Here is a 15,171-nt window from a genome sequence, read left to right on the forward strand (position 1 = left end):
TTTCCTTTATTTCTATTTATAGAAAGCACAAATAGTTATGAACGTTGAGAGAATCGTGAGTGCTAAAAGAAGAAAATAGCAGACGTACCCAGGAATGGGTAAGTTTTATGAAAGAAGCTTCTCGATTAGGTCTCTCCCTTAAATTGTCTAACTTTATAGAATATTATTGATACTAATAGAACAGTTACAATCATATTCTTATAAAAGAAAACAATAAAAAGGAGTGTCAAGTTAGTTGATAAAAGCTAAGGTTAGTTTACGGCCTATTGTTAGTAAAATAAATTTACCTACCATTTTGAAAACAGCTATACTTCCTGGTAACTCATTTGAAAGCTTATTTATTGCAACCCAAGTAGGAGAGATCTTTTACATAAGAGACGAAGCTATACAGACTTTTTTAGATATTCGCTCACGAATCATAAAATTAGGTACGTCTGAACCAGGTGTTTCCCGCGGAGGATATGATGAACGAGGATTGCTAGGGCTAGCGTTTCATCCAGAATTTTATTATAACGGTCTGTTTTATCTTCATTACTCAGTAGCTGGAACACAAGGCCCAGGTGCACTTTCCGAACATTATAGACCTAACCCGTGTGATCCTAAAACTTCAAACTTAAGGTGGATAAATAGAGAAACTAAATATGATCATATTGATACAGTGGAAGAATGGGTTTTCCAACCAAATGCTCAGCCTCAAAAAAGACGGACGTTACTTAACTTAAGAAGACCATTTTTTAATCATAATGGTGTCAACAGCTTAAACTTTTCACCTGAAACTGGAAAACTTATCTTTACAACCGGAGATGGTGGATCAGGCTATGACCCCTTTAACTTAAGTCAGAATGATATAGAAATTTACGGGAAAATAATTGAAATTGATGTAGGTAAGAATACATTTATCCATAATCCACCCGTAGTCACACGTTTTAGTGAACTCCCCTCACCTATTCAGGAAACTCTTACGCTCATTGCTAAGGGTGTTCGCAATATAACGGGTATTTCATTTCAAAAATTTTATAATCAGTACATCAAATATGTGGGAAATGTTGGACAAGATGTAGTAGAGTCGATTTTTTCATTTGTTCATTATAAGCCAATACCTGTTCCTCAACTTGTTCAAGCTTCTTTAATGAGAGCTAAACCCAGCCAAGAAGGATTTATTAACCTTGGCTGGCGGGGATGGGAAGGAGATTTTCCGACTTCGTTTATAAAAAGGTGTTCTGAAAATCCGGCCTTGGATGAGAAAATAATTGCTTATTACAATGAAGCGGTAAAAACTTCAGTGAGACGTCTTCAGCCTTTAACAAGTTATTTTCACAAAGATCCCCGCCCCAATAAATTTGGAGGGACCTCCCTTACAGGAGTTCAGCCATATATGGGGAATAAAATCCCTAGCTTAACAGGAAGCGTTATGTTTACGGATATTGCACAGTTTAAAGAATCTCAATCCCCAGTTAGAGGAGTTTTAGCTTATACCAGAGCAGGTACAGATTGTAAGTTAAATGATTTTAGTGTTGTGGAGATTGACTATAATTTTGGTTCTCAAGCAGCTTACTACGTTAGTTTGGGAACGAACCTGGGTCAAACCAGGCTTTATTTAGGAGTGTATGGCTCTATGAAAGTGTCTGACTTTAATCAAGGTACTGTTTTTGAAATTGTTCCATGATTTATATTTATAAAATTCGACTGGATATCGATTTTCTTCCAAAAATCATAGCTTAATTTTTCCACCAGCTATTTTATAAGAATGAACAAATGAACTTTCTAGAAAATAAAAAAGCCTTTAATCAATAAAGCCCATAAAAAATTCATTTTATGGGCTACAGTACATACCTTTAGAAAGATAAAGAAATTTATCTTAACGGATATAACCTATTCCTGTAAAAGTAAATGCGACTTATTAGTCCTCTCTCTTAATTTCTTCATATATTCCATGTAAGAGTTGATATATCAGACAATGATCTAAAATAATGTAAAAACAGTTAACGGAGGTGAAATTCATGTACTTTTTAAAGTCTCTTTCAAATGAAGTAAAATCTGCGCAGCTTTTTTTTCATAGACTATCTAAAACTAAGCAGCTTGTATCAGGCGCTCTTTTCGCCAGCTTAGCAGCCCTTTTTCAATCAGCAGGAGGTTTCTTACCGGGAATAGGAATTTTTATTAGTCCCTTCTCTACTGCACCCATTCTTTTTTGTTTTACACTTTCGCTCCCTCTAGGATTTATTACCTATATACTAACAAATCTGCTTCTTCTGATTATCCAGCCAAGTGAACTTATTATTTTTCCTTTTACAACAGGAATGTTGGGAATGGGCATAGGAGCTTCTTTTTACTTTTTTAAAAAGAGATTATACATTGTTGTAAGTGGTGCCACTCTATTAACTGTTGGGATTATTACCTTATTGTACGGTTTCAAATTCCCCGTACTAGGTCCCGTGATTTCCAGAAATTTTTCTTTTTCTACTACTGGTTTAATTTTTATATTTACTTTCCTTTATAGTTGGATTTGGGTTGAACTCAGCTTAGCTTATTTTAAAAAATTAAAAACATTTATTTCCTAGTGAATCTACAAATTAATCCCTTAACAGAGATAACTCGTCAAAATAATGGAGAAATCCCAATCAGCTTTTTAGAAGAACGTCAATTAGGACAATCTCATCTGAATTTTTTAAGACTCTTTTCATTATATTTTCAAATTCAACTAAACTATTTGCCCGTTCTCCTTTAATTCCAAAGCTAGTTGCCAATTGAACAAAATCTGGATTTGTAAAAGTTACTCCATAGCTCTTACCAAACTTTTTGTTCATCATTTCCTGCTCTATTTTTAATGTAGAGTCGTTTAAAACAATAATGATGAATGAAAGCCCTAAGCGCTTTGCCGTCTCTATTTCTGCAAAATTCATTAAAGCTCCTCCATCTCCAGTAATACAAATAACTGGATTATTAGGGCAAGCCAGTTTAGCTCCAATTGAGCCTGGTAAAGCAATACCCATGGAAGCTAAACCATTTGATATAATGAACTTGTTAGCGTTTTTGGGCTGATAAGTTCGGGCTATAGATACTTTATGAGCCCCTACATCTGAAATCACAATTGTTTCCTCTGAAGAGAGCTTGTCAATACTATGCAAGATATTCTCAATTGTCAAAGGCAGTAAATTAGTATCTATCTCTTTCTTTTCAATATGATAGGATTGCTTAATTTGTTTCTGAAGATTGCCAGAGGGCATCCACGGTTTAGAAGGGATATCCAGCTGATTGAATACGCGTAAAGTCTGCTTTATATCTCCAACCAATTCCACTTCTACAGGATAATATTCATCTATTTCTGCCGGTAAAGTATCTATATGTAAAATGGGTGTTTTTTCTGTGTTCCATTCTTTAGGTAATTTCTCGACAAAATCAAATCCCATTACAATAAGTAGGTCAGCTTCCTTTAAGCCTGGGAGCACTTCATCTTTTTCATTAAATCCAAACGTAAAGAAATTTTTCGGATGATCTTTAGATAACACACCTTTAGCCATATAACTATGGGTAACCGGTGATTGAAGGCGTTCAATAAATTGGTGAAGCTCATCCACAGCTTGCTGTCTAACAACGCCGTTACCGATAATAACAAAAGGTCTCTCATACTGCTTAATAAGAGTATTAGCAGCCTGAATTAACTCCATTATAGGTATACTTACGGGCATAGATGTAGGTGAAATAGGTTTAATGGGAACGATTTGAGCTGCTAAGTCTTCTGGCAATTCTACTACTACGGGTCCTGGCTTTTCCATTTGTGCAACTTTAAATGCTTTTCGAATAATCTCAGAAAGCGTTTGTGAATCTTTTATTTGAACACGCCACTTCGTTGTCGGTTCTACCATTTTAATAATGTCCATATATTGATGTGATTCTTTATGTTGTCTCCCCAAAGCAGCCTGTCCCGTTAATGCTACAACAGGAGAGTGGTCTAGCTTTGCACTAGATATACCTGTCAATAAATTAGTAGCTCCAGGTCCTAATGTTGATAAACATACCCCTACTTTGTTTGTTAACCTTCCGTATACATCTGCCATAAAAGCAGCTCCTTGCTCATGCCTCACATTCACGAATTGAATCTGTTTAGAGTTGGATAAGGAATCAATAAAATCCAAGGTCTCTTTACCGGGTATTCCGAAAATATATTCAACTCCCTCATTTTCTAAACATTGAACAAGTGTATCCGTCACTTTCATATTGTTCGACCTCTCTCTAGATAGTATTCTGACAAGCTTATGTGAAAGGAACAGCTCATTAATCTTTATCACATTTTTTAATTTCAACTCGCAAAAATCCCAAACGTATGCAAGAAAATCCTATTCACTAACTATTGTTTATAGTGTTGCCATTAGGTTCTTATGTTAAATATATTTTTTAGAGAATGTATAAATAATTGAATGAGTCAAAAAAATCGAAATGAAATTAGACCTTAATGACATTTTCTTTGTTAGTGAACAAAAAAAGGCTTTATTTTCTCTACTATAACCTTACAGAAAGGTATCTTCTGTAACCCTTCCTCTGTGTTGGCTGATTGAAAGTGTGGAGATACCCTATAAAACTTTCTATTAGAATGTAACATTTTGAGGAATGTAAAAAATCCCATATACGAATAATAAGGCGCATACTCGTTTAAATTGAAGGGAGCGTTTTTATGAAAAGATTATTAATGGTAGGATTTATGTTGTTATTCTCACTAAATATGCTGGTTGAACCAAGTAGTGCTCGTGCTGAAACACAAGAACATCGTGTTAGTCAATCTCAGGTAAAGTTTGAAAATGAATTCAGAAGACTTTGGATGGATCATGTACTGTGGACAAGCAATTATATTACAAGTGCAACAACAGCAGGGTCAGAAGACCAAAAACAGGTGTTGACAAGATTATTAAAAAATCAAGAAGATATCGGGAATGCTGTTAAGCCGATATACGGAGAGAAAGCTGGGAATAGACTTACGGATTTGCTTAAGGAACATATTGTGATTGCTGGCAAGATTGTAGATGCAGCTAAAGCGGGAAAGAACTTCTTAGTGAATCAATTAAACAAAGAATGGTATAGAAATGCTGATGATATAGCAGCGTTCCTTAGCCAGGCCAACCCTTACTTAAAAAATGAAGACTTGAAAAAATTACTGTATATGCATCTAAAATTAGTGACAAATGATTTATCTGCAAGCTTAGAAAAAGATTGGGAGGCAAGAATCGTTGCAATTGATGAAGGAGTATCACATATTATCTTAATGGCAGATACTATATCTGCGGGAGTTGTGAAGCAGTTTCCAAAGAAATTTAATAAATAATTTTGATAATATCCAGTATTATTTGAAATTTCTTCATAAAACACTGCATCTGTAAGGGCTCTTTTGCTCGATGACTCTAAGAAACCTTAGGTTCACTAAAAAGGTACACGTAGATATTTTGCATAAAGCATCATAACCAAAGGTTTATTAAATTTAAACACTGGGTATTATCAAATCAAGACGATGTGTTAAGAGTACCGCCCGTGCATAGGGTGTGTCCTTCTCTATTCTATAAAAAATGGCGCCTAAAACGGCGTCATTTTTTATGTGGAAACAAGTTTACGGATTCTAGTGCGAAGGTTGTATTTATATGAAAAAGGTATATAGATTTCTATCTAATCGAATGTATTTTTACGCCACTATTCAAAAGTTTTTTGAGTGAACTTCCCTTTCTTTTGGACAGACGGCTCCCATTATGCTCTCGCATCTAATTTAGGTTCATATTTATGAATTCAATACCCTTAATGATTGTGTAAACAGTGGCTAATACTCGACTTCTATCATTTCCATGTTTATTTGAAGTTTTTGCACGAGAACCTCACTATGATGTTATAGTCATACACTTGTTACATTTTAATGGAATGAGTGATGATAAAGAAAGTTAAAAAGATCAAATTAATTTAAGTTTAAGATGTCTCCATTGGGATAATATATAAATAAGCTAGATTTAATGATAATCTGGTTTATTTTCTACATTTTAGGAGGCAACAAAAAATGGAACACGGTAAAGTGAAATGGTTTAATGCTGACAAAGGTTTTGGATTTATTGAGCGCGAAGGTGGAGAAGATGTATTTGTTCACTTCTCAGCTATTCAAGGTGAAGGCTTTAAATCCTTGGATGAAGGGCAAGAAGTGACTTTTGATATCGAAGAGGGACAACGTGGACCACAAGCGACAAACGTAAATAAAGCATAAGAAACCATACTAAAAAACAGACTCTATTTTCAGAGTCTGTTTTTACTTAAAAAGATTTTTATATCAACACTTATTCATCAATAATTATAGTTCGTGTTTTTTTAACTCTTCTTCAAAGAAAAAGGTACTTGGGTATTTGTCGACTGTATAAGAGTATCTTTTCATGTTTTTTACATAATGACTTTTTAAGATTGTCACTAATTCATTCGATACTCTTATCGCTACTACTTCTCCATTACTAAATATTTTCTCACTCATAGCCATTATCCTTTCTCGCATCAAAAATAATCAGAGATTATTTTCTATATGTTTTTTTACGGCCTACTGTTTCTTTTCTCCCTCTATTTCTCTTACGTTCTGTTTTTGCCTTTTTATTACGAAGTGGTGCCACTTCAGTCAATTGGACAGAGGTCATATTTGATTCTTTTGTTAAGAGCTTTAAAGTGGCTGACAGTAAAGAAACAGAATCCACTTCTTCTAATAACTTTTCCGCCATTGGCTTGTATTCCACAAACTCCCCCTTGTCGATAGCGGCCAAAACCTGGTGAATGATTGCTTCCTGATGCCCTGCCATTACCTCACTAGAAGTAGGAGGTGATTGTCTAGACATTTTGGTTTTCGTGACATCTTCGATTACTTTTAAGTGATTACGTTCTCTTGGAGTTATAAAGGTAACTGCCAATCCCTTAGTACCTGCCCGCCCTGTTCGGCCAATACGATGAACATAGCTTTCAGGGTCCTGAGGAATATCAAAATTGTAGACATGGCTAACACCTGTAATATCAAGTCCTCTTGCTGCAACGTCGGTTGCAACCATAATTTCAATCGTATGATTCTTGAATTGACGAATTACATCGGCACGTTTGGATTGCGTAAGATCTCCATGAATGCCTTCTGCTGCATACCCACGCTTTTTTAGCCCTTCAGCAAGTTCATCCACACGTTTTTTTGTGCGTCCAAACACAATAGCAAGGTCTGGTGATTGAAGGTCTACGAGATTACAAAGAACATCAAATTTTCGATTCTCTGGAATTTCCATATATTGCTGCTCAATGTTCTTTACCGTTAACTCCTTTGCTTTTACTTTTACGAGTTCAGGATCGTTCATAAATTTCTGGGCTAGACTTTGTACTTGCTTCGACATGGTTGCTGAAAATAGTAAGGTTTGATGGGGAGAAGAGATGCCGCCAAGAATCGTTTGGATATCTTCAATAAAGCCCATATTTAACATCTCATCTGCTTCATCCAGAACAGCTGTACGAATATGATTTAAACGAATGGTTCTTCGCTTCATATGGTCCTTAAGGCGCCCTGGGGTTGCCGAGATAATATGCGGTCTGTTTTTAAGGGCTTTGATCTGACGATTAATATCCTGACCTCCATAAATGGGCAGCGTTTTAACTCCTTTTATCTGTCCAATTCGGTTTAACTCCTCTGCTACTTGTATAGCCAGTTCACGTGTCGGTGCTAAGACTATTCCCTGAATCCCTTCTTCACCAAGCTCAACCCGCTCTATAAGAGGAATGCCAAAAGCTGTTGTCTTTCCAGTACCGGTTTGAGCTTGTCCAATTAGATCTTTACCCGTCATAGCTATCGGAATGGATTCAGCCTGAATCGGCGTAGCCTCTTCAAAACCCAAGTTATGAACTGCCTTTTCAATGGCCTTGCTTAAATTAAAATCAGAAAATTTTTTCATTTTTTTGTGCTCCTTCTCTTACTTAAATTCAGAAATGAAAAAAGTAATCTTTAACGAGAGATATTATTTATTCATTTCTGCGTATTGGAAATCAGAGTTATTATTCACGAACATCTTATTTTAGCGTATCTATACAAGGCGAATTCATGCCTTATTTTATCCGCGCTTACGTGTATTTATAAATTTTTATAGGGTCTATAAAGTGTGGTTTAATTTAGAAAGATATGGTTCTCACTATTTCTTTTTTAAAAGGTATACTATTTAGGAGGAGGGATGATGTAGTTATGTATTATAACCATAGGAAGAAAAATCAAGAGCCCTTACCTAAAGAACAAATAGAGATTTGGGAATGTGAATCAGAAGAATGTAATGGTTGGATGAGAAAAAATTTCTCTTATCAAAAACACCAAAAGTGTCCTTTATGTGGCCATAAAATGAGAACAGGAGAACGGCTTTTAGGTGCGTCTCCTAATCCCCATCAAAAATAATTTATATCCGTCTGTTGTAAAAATCTATAAAAAACTTACGGCACTTCTTTAACTGAAAGTAAACTTCTTACCAAACAAACATGCCATATTTGCTTTGTATTTCTAGTGTATGGTTAATTAGTCCATACCTTGTACCTTCGTATTATCCAAAAATCAGCCTTAAAACGCTGGTTTTTCTATTGTAACGAGATTTTAAAATAAGATATAATATATCTTTTGCGAGCTACTGAAATCAAAAGTAAAAAAAAGACTCCTAGGTGGAGTCTTTTTTACTCATTTTAATTATGCTACTTTATGAACGTTAGCAGCTTGTGCTCCACGTTGGCCTTGTTCGATGTCAAACGTTACTTTTTGACCTTCTTCTAATGATTTAAAGCCTTCACCTTGAATAGAGCTGAAATGTACGAATACATCGTCCCCGCCTTCAATTTCAATAAAACCGAAGCCTTTGTCTGCATTAAACCATTTTACTGTACCTTGTTCCATAATATTGCCTCCTGGTGTGGAATCTCCACACTTGTATTACTACCCTTGTCCAACCATACTATCTTAAGATGAAAATTTCTGTGGAAGAGATTTCTCTTCTCTCAATCCTACACCGAACAAAAATAATTAACCTAAGCGTAACACACAGAACGGAAGATAGCAAATACAGAAAAATAGATAAAATCCCAAGATGAAAATATATGTATCTTATTAAGAACTAATTTAAGGTTTACTACCAGTACGTAAATTCAATGGACTTTCACCATTTTTGCACCTCTGTAGATTACTTACAAAATAATAAGCGCATTAAGAAACCTGCTGTTTTTAGGTATATGAAATTTTTCATAAAATTGATATCTTGGGCATAATACAGGATAGACACTTGGTAGAGGGGGGATTGTGTGAGACTGAAGGATGGAAACTTTTATACAGACAGTAGAACGAATAAGGTATATAGATTAAATGAAGATAACAAAGGAAGCTGGTACCTGAGTACTCATGATGATGAAGATAATAATCAAATGTCAAGAACTTCAGGGCGTAACATGATGAAAATGTTAAAGAGCTTTTACAACAAAGTGAACGACAGTTGAAAATGTACAGCTCTGGAAAACAGCATAAAAAATATAAAGCTAGCTGTGTTAAGCTAGCTTTATTTCTAATTTATAGAGCTAGTTATCATAATGTTTTTTAGGGATTAAGCAACAATACTAACAAAAAATTTTTAGCCTTGCCATTGGGAATCACCCATTATTTAATTTCGATTGCAGAAGCCTTGTTGTCCCAATCCGACGCCATAATACCATTTCTATATTGTTTTTTGAAAAATCATCTATAATTGATATTGTTTTAATCTCATATTGAGATATATAATAAAAACAAGAAAAAGAAAACGCTTTCTATATTTAAATACATTGTTACTTCTCAAACTATAAGGAGGATTTAAAATGAGCCAAGTGGAAAGAAATTCTAAAGTGCAGAAATTAGTTGAGTATCAAAAATTCAATGAAGAAGAAGTTTCGAAGATGACAGATCCGCAGGTTGAATATTATCACTGGCTCTATTTTGATGATTCCGCTTATGATTATATGTAACTCAATTATAAAATAAGAAAAAAGCACAAAAACGTTTGGTTCCAACGGGTTTGTGCTTTTTTCGTTTCTTTAATTATTCGACTACTGGTTTTTAGTCCCATTTCCTGTGACAACAAAGTGAGGGCTGTCTTCCTTCCGGTTGAAAAGTCTCCAGAACTCACTATATTCATCGTCTTCTGACGTATCCGGAAATACCTCTAATAAATAACCTTGAGATAAAAAGATCTTTAGCCCTCCTACTTCGTCCGATTCAACTCTTTCTACAATCGTGTATTCGTTTATATCTTTTATAAAAGATTCAATTCGTTCATCAAATCGATTATTTCCTTGGATATCCCATTCAAAATGCTCATTTTCACTCTTCAACCCTGTTCTTGGAGAATAGAAATCCCGTGACCCTACTACAATTTTATAACCTTTGGCAATACGCCAAGAACATTGAATATGTAAAGCGTATTCAGCTACTTCCTCTTTTTTCTCCCTTCTGGTTACTAAAATTTTTTCTCCAAATCCTAGCCAAAACAAATTTGAGGCTCTCCCTGCGTATCTTAAATTCAAGCCCACCAATTTGTCTAATTTTGATTTAGTTGCTTCTCTCATGCTTTTCTCCTTTTATTTGCAGCTAAAGCTTTCTTGGTAAGTAGCTAAATAAAGAAATAGAATGTATTAATTGTTTATGGCATTAAGGTTATAGCGACCTATTTCTTTTTTATTTTTGATGACTATTAAAACACCTTTTAAAGCATTTTCTTTAAGCATTCTTATTTTTTCTTTATTAGGAGCCACTGGCAGCCCTACGGATTTAGTGGTGAACCCTAAGTCATAACTTACATTTATTTTAGCAGTTCTATTTCTATTAAAATCTCCATATCCTGATCCCCTTCCTAATCCATCAAGACCTTTCTCGTCATCAAAAATATTAACTCCTACAGCATCCTTAGAGGCCTTTATTAGCTCTTTATCAGGTAAAATTTTAAAATCTAAATCGTCTTTATCAAAATCAATAAGGTTTTTATCACTGTAGTGCTTAATTTTCATATCGTAGTAAAGAGCAAGAGGGACAATTTCTTTCTCTTTTCCGTTCTCTTCTATTATTGTAGATCCTACCAAACCTTTGTCATTAACTACTTTTACTTTAACGTTAGTAATTTTAAAAGGTTTTTTCTGATTATCTTGTTGATATTCTTTTGACACTTTTTTATTTTTTTCTACATCTGAGCTTCCTTGGTTTGAACAGGCTCCGCCTATTAACAACGAAACAGCCATAATAGTTACACCAATTAATTTTTTCATTATTCTATTCTCCCCTGTCTTCAATGACCCAAGCCTTGTGGTTGTGGTAAATTTGTGAAGCTTAAACCTTTGTATAACGCAATTGTATCGCTTTCAATTGTTATTATGTTTTATTTATATTTAGTATGTAATTGTACAGGCTTTAAGTCGTATAAATACTCTTCAAGCAAATGAGTTAAGTTTACCGAAATAGAAATAGAGAAAAAGTATGAACATGGAGGTTTAGACTAACCTTCTGCTAAAGGATCCTTGTTATCAAATATTTTCTTAGTCAGTTTATAAAAACGGAACTAGGAAACATATTGTATCAATAAGTGTTTTTAGTTTATTTTGTAATTCCGATGAGACCATCATCAATACCTATTATTTTTTCTTTACTAAATGTATTAAGTAATACATTTGTGCAATTAAAAATGAAAGAAATACAATGAGGGTAAATCCAAAGGTATTAATGGCCTCCTCTGCTGCATTATCACCATTCATTAAAAGAGAAGCTAATACGAAATATAGTATAATCCCTATAAAAAGGTTCAAAAAGAAAATACCTATATATTTAGACAATAAGAAATCTCCTTTCTTTAAATAATTTCGTATACAAAACTATTTCCAATAAGTTTTTTCTATTTTTTTCCTATTAGTCTACCGAATACGTCCGTAAAAGTGTATGGTTTTTAGAAGACAAATGTTATAAGAGTTATACAAAGCATTTCTAGTTTACAAATAAATAGCTAATTAAAGTATGTTATTATGGATAAATAAGTAAGTAATGTTGAGTACTACTTTGAAGGAGTTATTAATGAGACAGTTAAAAGGGAATTATTTTTGGGTTCTAACTATACTAATATTATCCAGTACAGTCTTCAATCTGATTTGGAGAGATAAAAGTTGGCCAGGGTATTACACTTTATCCATATTTTTAGTTTTGATTGTACTAAATATTATTTGGAACAGATATGGAAAGAATGAAAGTACAAAAAAGGAATGCACCACATCATAGGTTTGTTGCATTCCTTTTTACTTTTGCAACTTCTGGTTAAAAGTCTCAGCGACAAATTCAAATTCTACATCGTCTTTATGAATAAAAAATGTAGTACACCCTTCAATATCAATACATTTATTAGACTGAGCACATACTACATCTACCTCAACCAGATTAAAATGAACAGCATGAGCATCCTCACTATCTAGACCCATTGTTAAACGATTAATACTATCGCCAAAAGACTTAAAAATAAGCTTTTTCCCTTCCAAGTTCTCTTTACTAACGCCAAATTTCTCATTATTCAATATCCCTTGAAACGATGACGCTTTGGGAAGGCATTGGATATGATGAATGCCTTTGTAGCACCTTAAAGTAAACAAAAAAGGGTGTGCTTCATCTGCCATAATCTCAACACCATATTTAAACGAAAAAGTTTTATAAACCATTTCATAAAATAAAGGGATGACAATATCATCCCATGATTCATAAGCATGAGCATGTATGCGTATTAGGTGGGGATATAAGCTGGTAATGGCACGCTGAAAATTTAATAAAACTTCCGTATCCGTAAGTTCAGATAAAGAATCATCGATTTCATGTTTCTTTATCTTTCGTAGCCTATTATCAATCATCAACTTTTCCCTCCTACTTCTATTAACAAGGAGACGGGACTACGTAATAGCTTTCCAAGAACATCTTTAAAGTGAAATTTTTAAAAATCAATTTCAACAAGCATATCGCCCCAACCATGTCCTTTTAAACAATAATTAAATTTCATACGTTAGTTAATCCTCAATAGTACATGTACGTCATGAAGCTATTTATTATTATACTTGTCTAAATCTTTCCATTTTGTAAACTTGTTTCTAAGATTTCTAGATATTTCTTCGTCCTTGCTCAGAAGTAAAATTAAAGATGAGTCCCAAAAAACTAATTCTATAATTGCTTTAGGGTGCTGAATTGTTGGTGTTTCACTCCAAAAATCCGGATTACCATCAGCATAAGGCTCTTCTTTAAGCATATCTAAATTTATAGTTTCTTTCTTATCAAAGGCAGAAAAAACTCCCCATATAAAATAGATGTCCTCTTTATTAGCAAGCTCCGTGAGCTTTTCACCTGTAATCCAGTACGTATTGCCGTTTATTCCATTGTTGTAAATTCTGCAGTCAGTAAAGTAATTAAGGTACTTTTCTGGAAAAGATCCATCTAAATCACTCAACAACCAATTGTACTTCTCATGGAGATTATTAAAAGAACTTACTATTTCCTTTAAATCATAAAAGCTCTCTAAGATAGTATTCATGCATGTTTCCTCCATATGTTTTACCATTTTCCTAAATGATTTTTTTGTACACTATATACAAAAATAGTTAACATAACGCTCATTCAAACTCACTAGGACACCAAATAGCTATGTCACCACCCGGAGTTGCAACTAAAAGCCAATCAACTCCTCCAAAAGGGTCTCCTAATTGCCAGCATTCGTAGTTAGGATCGTAGCCATTCACAAATAGAACTCTCCCCGATTCTAGAGAAATGATAAGATGAGGCGATACAGTATCTAGCTGAACGTTTACTACTTTTTGTCTCCTAATATCCCAAAGATGCTTAAAATGTTGCTCTTCTGTATTAAAGGGCACTTCATCCTCTGATGATGGGTATGTATCACAGGCTTCGGGATATACAGTCCAATTTGTTTCGATGCTTAAAACAAAATCATCATCATCTTTTCTATTATAATTAGTAAAATACAATAGAGCTGTAGAACTATTAATCCCAAATTTTACGCCGTCTATTTGACTGCCAATAAGTAAGTGCTTCAGTACTCGTTCTGCAAATTTTCTGTCCTCTATTTTCACTGTGCTTGCTCCTTTAAAAGCATTTTTGATTTATGCCATATAAAAAGCTCACTTTTACCTTTCTAGTTAACACTTGGTGCCTTTATACATAGGGTAAATAAAAAACCTCTTTATGAAAAAACAGTCTGTTTATTTCTGCTTTTTCCCTTCTCTTACTTCACTGATTGTCTTTATAAATTCACGCTCAGTTACTCCTAGATAGGAGTCGGAGCGACGAACATACACAATTCTGAGGTTTCTGTAAGGCTCGGGTATTGAAAAGAGTTGTACTAATCCTTCCCTCTCATATCTTTCCGCTAATGACCGGGCTATAAGTGTCACACCAAGACCAGAAACTACTGTCCCCATAATCGTTTCAAGTGTAGCAAATTCCATGATTTTTGGTGATACTATTTGTTCGTCTTGTAACCACTGCTGTAGTCTTTCTCTATATTGGCAGCCTTCATTAAATAAAATCAATGGTAAGTGCAGTAACTCTTTGGCAGACTGAATCTGCTTCTTACCTTTTTCATTTGCACTGCATACAAGTACAATTTCTTCATCAAAAGCCAGAATTTGATCAAGCGTTGACACATTTACTGGTTCTGCTACAAATGCCCCGTCTAACTGGAACTTAAGAACTTTCTCTATTAATTGTGTACTTACTCCTGATACTAGAGAAATATCCACATTTTTGTGCTTATTATGATAGGAAGAAATGATTTCAGGAAACCCTACTACTGTTTCAACTAACCCAATACATAATGATCCAACAAGGTTACGCTCATCTTGAAATGCTTTCTGTATTTCATCCATCAGCCGCATCATTTGTTCTCCATACGTTAAAAGTTTTCGACCTTCTACATTTAATGTCATTCCGCGTCTGTGACGATGAAACAATGGGTGTCCAATTTTTCGTTCAAGAGAACGAATGCGTGCTGTTACATTTGGTTGTACATAACCTAGCTTATCAGCGGCAAGGCTTACACTGCCGTATTCTGCTACAGCCATAAATATGCGTATATCTTCTACTTCCATAAACATCCTCCTTTCCACTTACAT

General features: G+C 34.4%; 18 protein-coding genes. 7 read left to right on the forward strand and 11 right to left on the reverse strand.

The genetic code is table 11. From position 1 onward, the window contains the following. Nucleotides 1-235: 235 nt before the first annotated feature. Nucleotides 236-1,666 carry a PQQ-dependent sugar dehydrogenase gene (locus AC1D0Y_RS23845; RefSeq protein ID WP_060745032.1) on the forward strand — a complete coding sequence of 477 codons (1,431 nt, stop codon included), beginning with the start codon at nucleotides 236-238 and terminating at the stop codon, nucleotides 1,664-1,666. A gap of 334 nt (nucleotides 1,667-2,000) precedes the next feature. Then, nucleotides 2,001-2,561, forward strand: a complete 561-nt coding sequence (locus tag AC1D0Y_RS23850) for a hypothetical protein (RefSeq protein ID WP_060745031.1) — start codon at nucleotides 2,001-2,003, stop codon at nucleotides 2,559-2,561. 60 nt (nucleotides 2,562-2,621) lie between these two features. Here AC1D0Y_RS23850 and AC1D0Y_RS23855 read toward each other — a convergent pair whose 3' ends face one another. Continuing rightward, nucleotides 2,622-4,217, reverse strand: a complete 1,596-nt coding sequence (locus AC1D0Y_RS23855) for an acetolactate synthase large subunit (RefSeq protein WP_060745030.1) — start codon at nucleotides 4,215-4,217, stop codon at nucleotides 2,622-2,624. 455 nt (nucleotides 4,218-4,672) lie between these two features. Here AC1D0Y_RS23855 and AC1D0Y_RS23860 point away from each other — a divergent pair, with 455 nt between their 5' ends. Further along, nucleotides 4,673-5,317 carry a hypothetical protein gene (locus AC1D0Y_RS23860; protein ID WP_060745029.1) on the forward strand — a complete coding sequence of 215 codons (645 nt, stop codon included), beginning with the start codon at nucleotides 4,673-4,675 and terminating at the stop codon, nucleotides 5,315-5,317. A gap of 714 nt (nucleotides 5,318-6,031) precedes the next feature. Then, a complete protein-coding gene (locus AC1D0Y_RS23865; protein WP_016766383.1) occupies nucleotides 6,032-6,232 on the forward strand; it encodes a cold-shock protein in 201 nt (66 codons plus the stop codon). 84 nt (nucleotides 6,233-6,316) lie between these two features. Here AC1D0Y_RS23865 and AC1D0Y_RS23870 read toward each other — a convergent pair whose 3' ends face one another. Together AC1D0Y_RS23870 and cshA are read right to left on the reverse strand one after the other, a co-directional pair. Continuing rightward, nucleotides 6,317-6,490, reverse strand: coding sequence for a hypothetical protein (locus tag AC1D0Y_RS23870; RefSeq protein ID WP_176524049.1), 174 nt, complete (start codon nucleotides 6,488-6,490; stop codon nucleotides 6,317-6,319). 37 nt (nucleotides 6,491-6,527) lie between these two features. Beyond that, the gene (cshA, locus tag AC1D0Y_RS23875; RefSeq protein ID WP_477707963.1) at nucleotides 6,528-7,928 is read right to left on the reverse strand and encodes a degradosome RNA helicase CshA; all 1,401 of its coding nucleotides are present in this window, start codon (nucleotides 7,926-7,928) and stop codon (nucleotides 6,528-6,530) included. A 284-nt stretch (nucleotides 7,929-8,212) separates the two neighbouring features. Between cshA and AC1D0Y_RS23880 the strand changes: the two genes are divergently transcribed. Next, the gene (locus AC1D0Y_RS23880; protein ID WP_028410031.1) at nucleotides 8,213-8,416 is read left to right on the forward strand and encodes a cold-shock protein; all 204 of its coding nucleotides are present in this window, start codon (nucleotides 8,213-8,215) and stop codon (nucleotides 8,414-8,416) included. Between the two features lie 282 nt (nucleotides 8,417-8,698). On the opposite strand, the gene AC1D0Y_RS23885 is transcribed toward AC1D0Y_RS23880, so the two are convergent. Next, the gene (locus AC1D0Y_RS23885; protein ID WP_013056405.1) at nucleotides 8,699-8,902 is read right to left on the reverse strand and encodes a cold-shock protein; all 204 of its coding nucleotides are present in this window, start codon (nucleotides 8,900-8,902) and stop codon (nucleotides 8,699-8,701) included. A gap of 401 nt (nucleotides 8,903-9,303) precedes the next feature. Here AC1D0Y_RS23885 and AC1D0Y_RS23890 point away from each other — a divergent pair, with 401 nt between their 5' ends. Continuing rightward, nucleotides 9,304-9,495, forward strand: coding sequence for a hypothetical protein (locus AC1D0Y_RS23890; protein WP_028410030.1), 192 nt, complete (start codon nucleotides 9,304-9,306; stop codon nucleotides 9,493-9,495). Nucleotides 9,496-9,849: 354 nt separating this feature from the next. Continuing rightward, nucleotides 9,850-9,996 (forward strand): BH0509 family protein, encoded by a 147-nt coding sequence (locus AC1D0Y_RS23895; RefSeq protein ID WP_013056404.1) that lies wholly within the window; start codon nucleotides 9,850-9,852, stop codon nucleotides 9,994-9,996. An 81-nt stretch (nucleotides 9,997-10,077) separates the two neighbouring features. Here AC1D0Y_RS23895 and AC1D0Y_RS23900 read toward each other — a convergent pair whose 3' ends face one another. The 7 genes from AC1D0Y_RS23900 to AC1D0Y_RS23930 all read right to left on the reverse strand — a co-directional run bounded on the left by AC1D0Y_RS23900 (nucleotide 10,078) and on the right by AC1D0Y_RS23930 (nucleotide 15,147). Beyond that, on the reverse strand, nucleotides 10,078-10,596 hold the full coding sequence (locus AC1D0Y_RS23900; RefSeq protein ID WP_060745025.1) for a hypothetical protein: 519 nt from the start codon (nucleotides 10,594-10,596) through the stop codon (nucleotides 10,078-10,080). 66 nt (nucleotides 10,597-10,662) lie between these two features. After that, a complete protein-coding gene (locus AC1D0Y_RS23905; protein WP_060745024.1) occupies nucleotides 10,663-11,289 on the reverse strand; it encodes a hypothetical protein in 627 nt (208 codons plus the stop codon). Between the two features lie 363 nt (nucleotides 11,290-11,652). Further along, nucleotides 11,653-11,850 carry a hypothetical protein gene (locus tag AC1D0Y_RS23910; RefSeq protein ID WP_028410027.1) on the reverse strand — a complete coding sequence of 66 codons (198 nt, stop codon included), beginning with the start codon at nucleotides 11,848-11,850 and terminating at the stop codon, nucleotides 11,653-11,655. A gap of 453 nt (nucleotides 11,851-12,303) precedes the next feature. Continuing rightward, nucleotides 12,304-12,903, reverse strand: coding sequence for a hypothetical protein (locus tag AC1D0Y_RS23915; RefSeq protein WP_060745022.1), 600 nt, complete (start codon nucleotides 12,901-12,903; stop codon nucleotides 12,304-12,306). A gap of 185 nt (nucleotides 12,904-13,088) precedes the next feature. Next, nucleotides 13,089-13,574: a hypothetical protein gene (locus tag AC1D0Y_RS23920; RefSeq protein WP_060745021.1), complete on the reverse strand. Its 486-nt coding sequence runs from the start codon at nucleotides 13,572-13,574 to the stop codon at nucleotides 13,089-13,091. A 79-nt stretch (nucleotides 13,575-13,653) separates the two neighbouring features. Beyond that, nucleotides 13,654-14,130: a hypothetical protein gene (locus AC1D0Y_RS23925; RefSeq protein ID WP_060745020.1), complete on the reverse strand. Its 477-nt coding sequence runs from the start codon at nucleotides 14,128-14,130 to the stop codon at nucleotides 13,654-13,656. A 129-nt stretch (nucleotides 14,131-14,259) separates the two neighbouring features. Further along, nucleotides 14,260-15,147, reverse strand: a complete 888-nt coding sequence (locus tag AC1D0Y_RS23930) for a LysR family transcriptional regulator (protein ID WP_060745019.1) — start codon at nucleotides 15,145-15,147, stop codon at nucleotides 14,260-14,262. Between the last annotated feature and the right edge of the window lie 24 nt (nucleotides 15,148-15,171).

It is taken from the genome of Priestia sp. P1_B12_1 (assembly GCF_056406695.1).

Bases quoted from the DNA above. Each gene is read 5' to 3' on its own strand.
- AC1D0Y_RS23870 (WP_176524049.1), bottom strand. From the start codon at position 6,490: ATGAGTGAGAAAATATTTAGTAATGGAGAAGTAGTAGCGATAAGAGTA.
- AC1D0Y_RS23900 (WP_060745025.1), bottom strand. From the start codon at position 10,596: ATGAGAGAAGCAACTAAATCAAAATTAGACAAATTGGTGGGCTTGAAT.
- AC1D0Y_RS23860 (WP_060745029.1), top strand. From the start codon at position 4,673: ATGAAAAGATTATTAATGGTAGGATTTATGTTGTTATTCTCACTAAAT.
- AC1D0Y_RS23855 (WP_060745030.1), bottom strand. From the start codon at position 4,217: ATGAAAGTGACGGATACACTTGTTCAATGTTTAGAAAATGAGGGAGTT.
- AC1D0Y_RS23920 (WP_060745021.1), bottom strand. From the start codon at position 13,574: ATGAATACTATCTTAGAGAGCTTTTATGATTTAAAGGAAATAGTAAGT.
- AC1D0Y_RS23885 (WP_013056405.1), bottom strand. From the start codon at position 8,902: ATGGAACAAGGTACAGTAAAATGGTTTAATGCAGACAAAGGCTTCGGT.
- AC1D0Y_RS23895 (WP_013056404.1), top strand. From the start codon at position 9,850: ATGAGCCAAGTGGAAAGAAATTCTAAAGTGCAGAAATTAGTTGAGTAT.
- AC1D0Y_RS23930 (WP_060745019.1), bottom strand. From the start codon at position 15,147: ATGGAAGTAGAAGATATACGCATATTTATGGCTGTAGCAGAATACGGC.
- AC1D0Y_RS23880 (WP_028410031.1), top strand. From the start codon at position 8,213: ATGTATTATAACCATAGGAAGAAAAATCAAGAGCCCTTACCTAAAGAA.
- AC1D0Y_RS23850 (WP_060745031.1), top strand. From the start codon at position 2,001: ATGTACTTTTTAAAGTCTCTTTCAAATGAAGTAAAATCTGCGCAGCTT.
- AC1D0Y_RS23865 (WP_016766383.1), top strand. From the start codon at position 6,032: ATGGAACACGGTAAAGTGAAATGGTTTAATGCTGACAAAGGTTTTGGA.
- AC1D0Y_RS23905 (WP_060745024.1), bottom strand. From the start codon at position 11,289: ATGAAAAAATTAATTGGTGTAACTATTATGGCTGTTTCGTTGTTAATA.
- cshA (WP_477707963.1), bottom strand. From the start codon at position 7,928: ATGAAAAAATTTTCTGATTTTAATTTAAGCAAGGCCATTGAAAAGGCA.
- AC1D0Y_RS23915 (WP_060745022.1), bottom strand. From the start codon at position 12,903: ATGATTGATAATAGGCTACGAAAGATAAAGAAACATGAAATCGATGAT.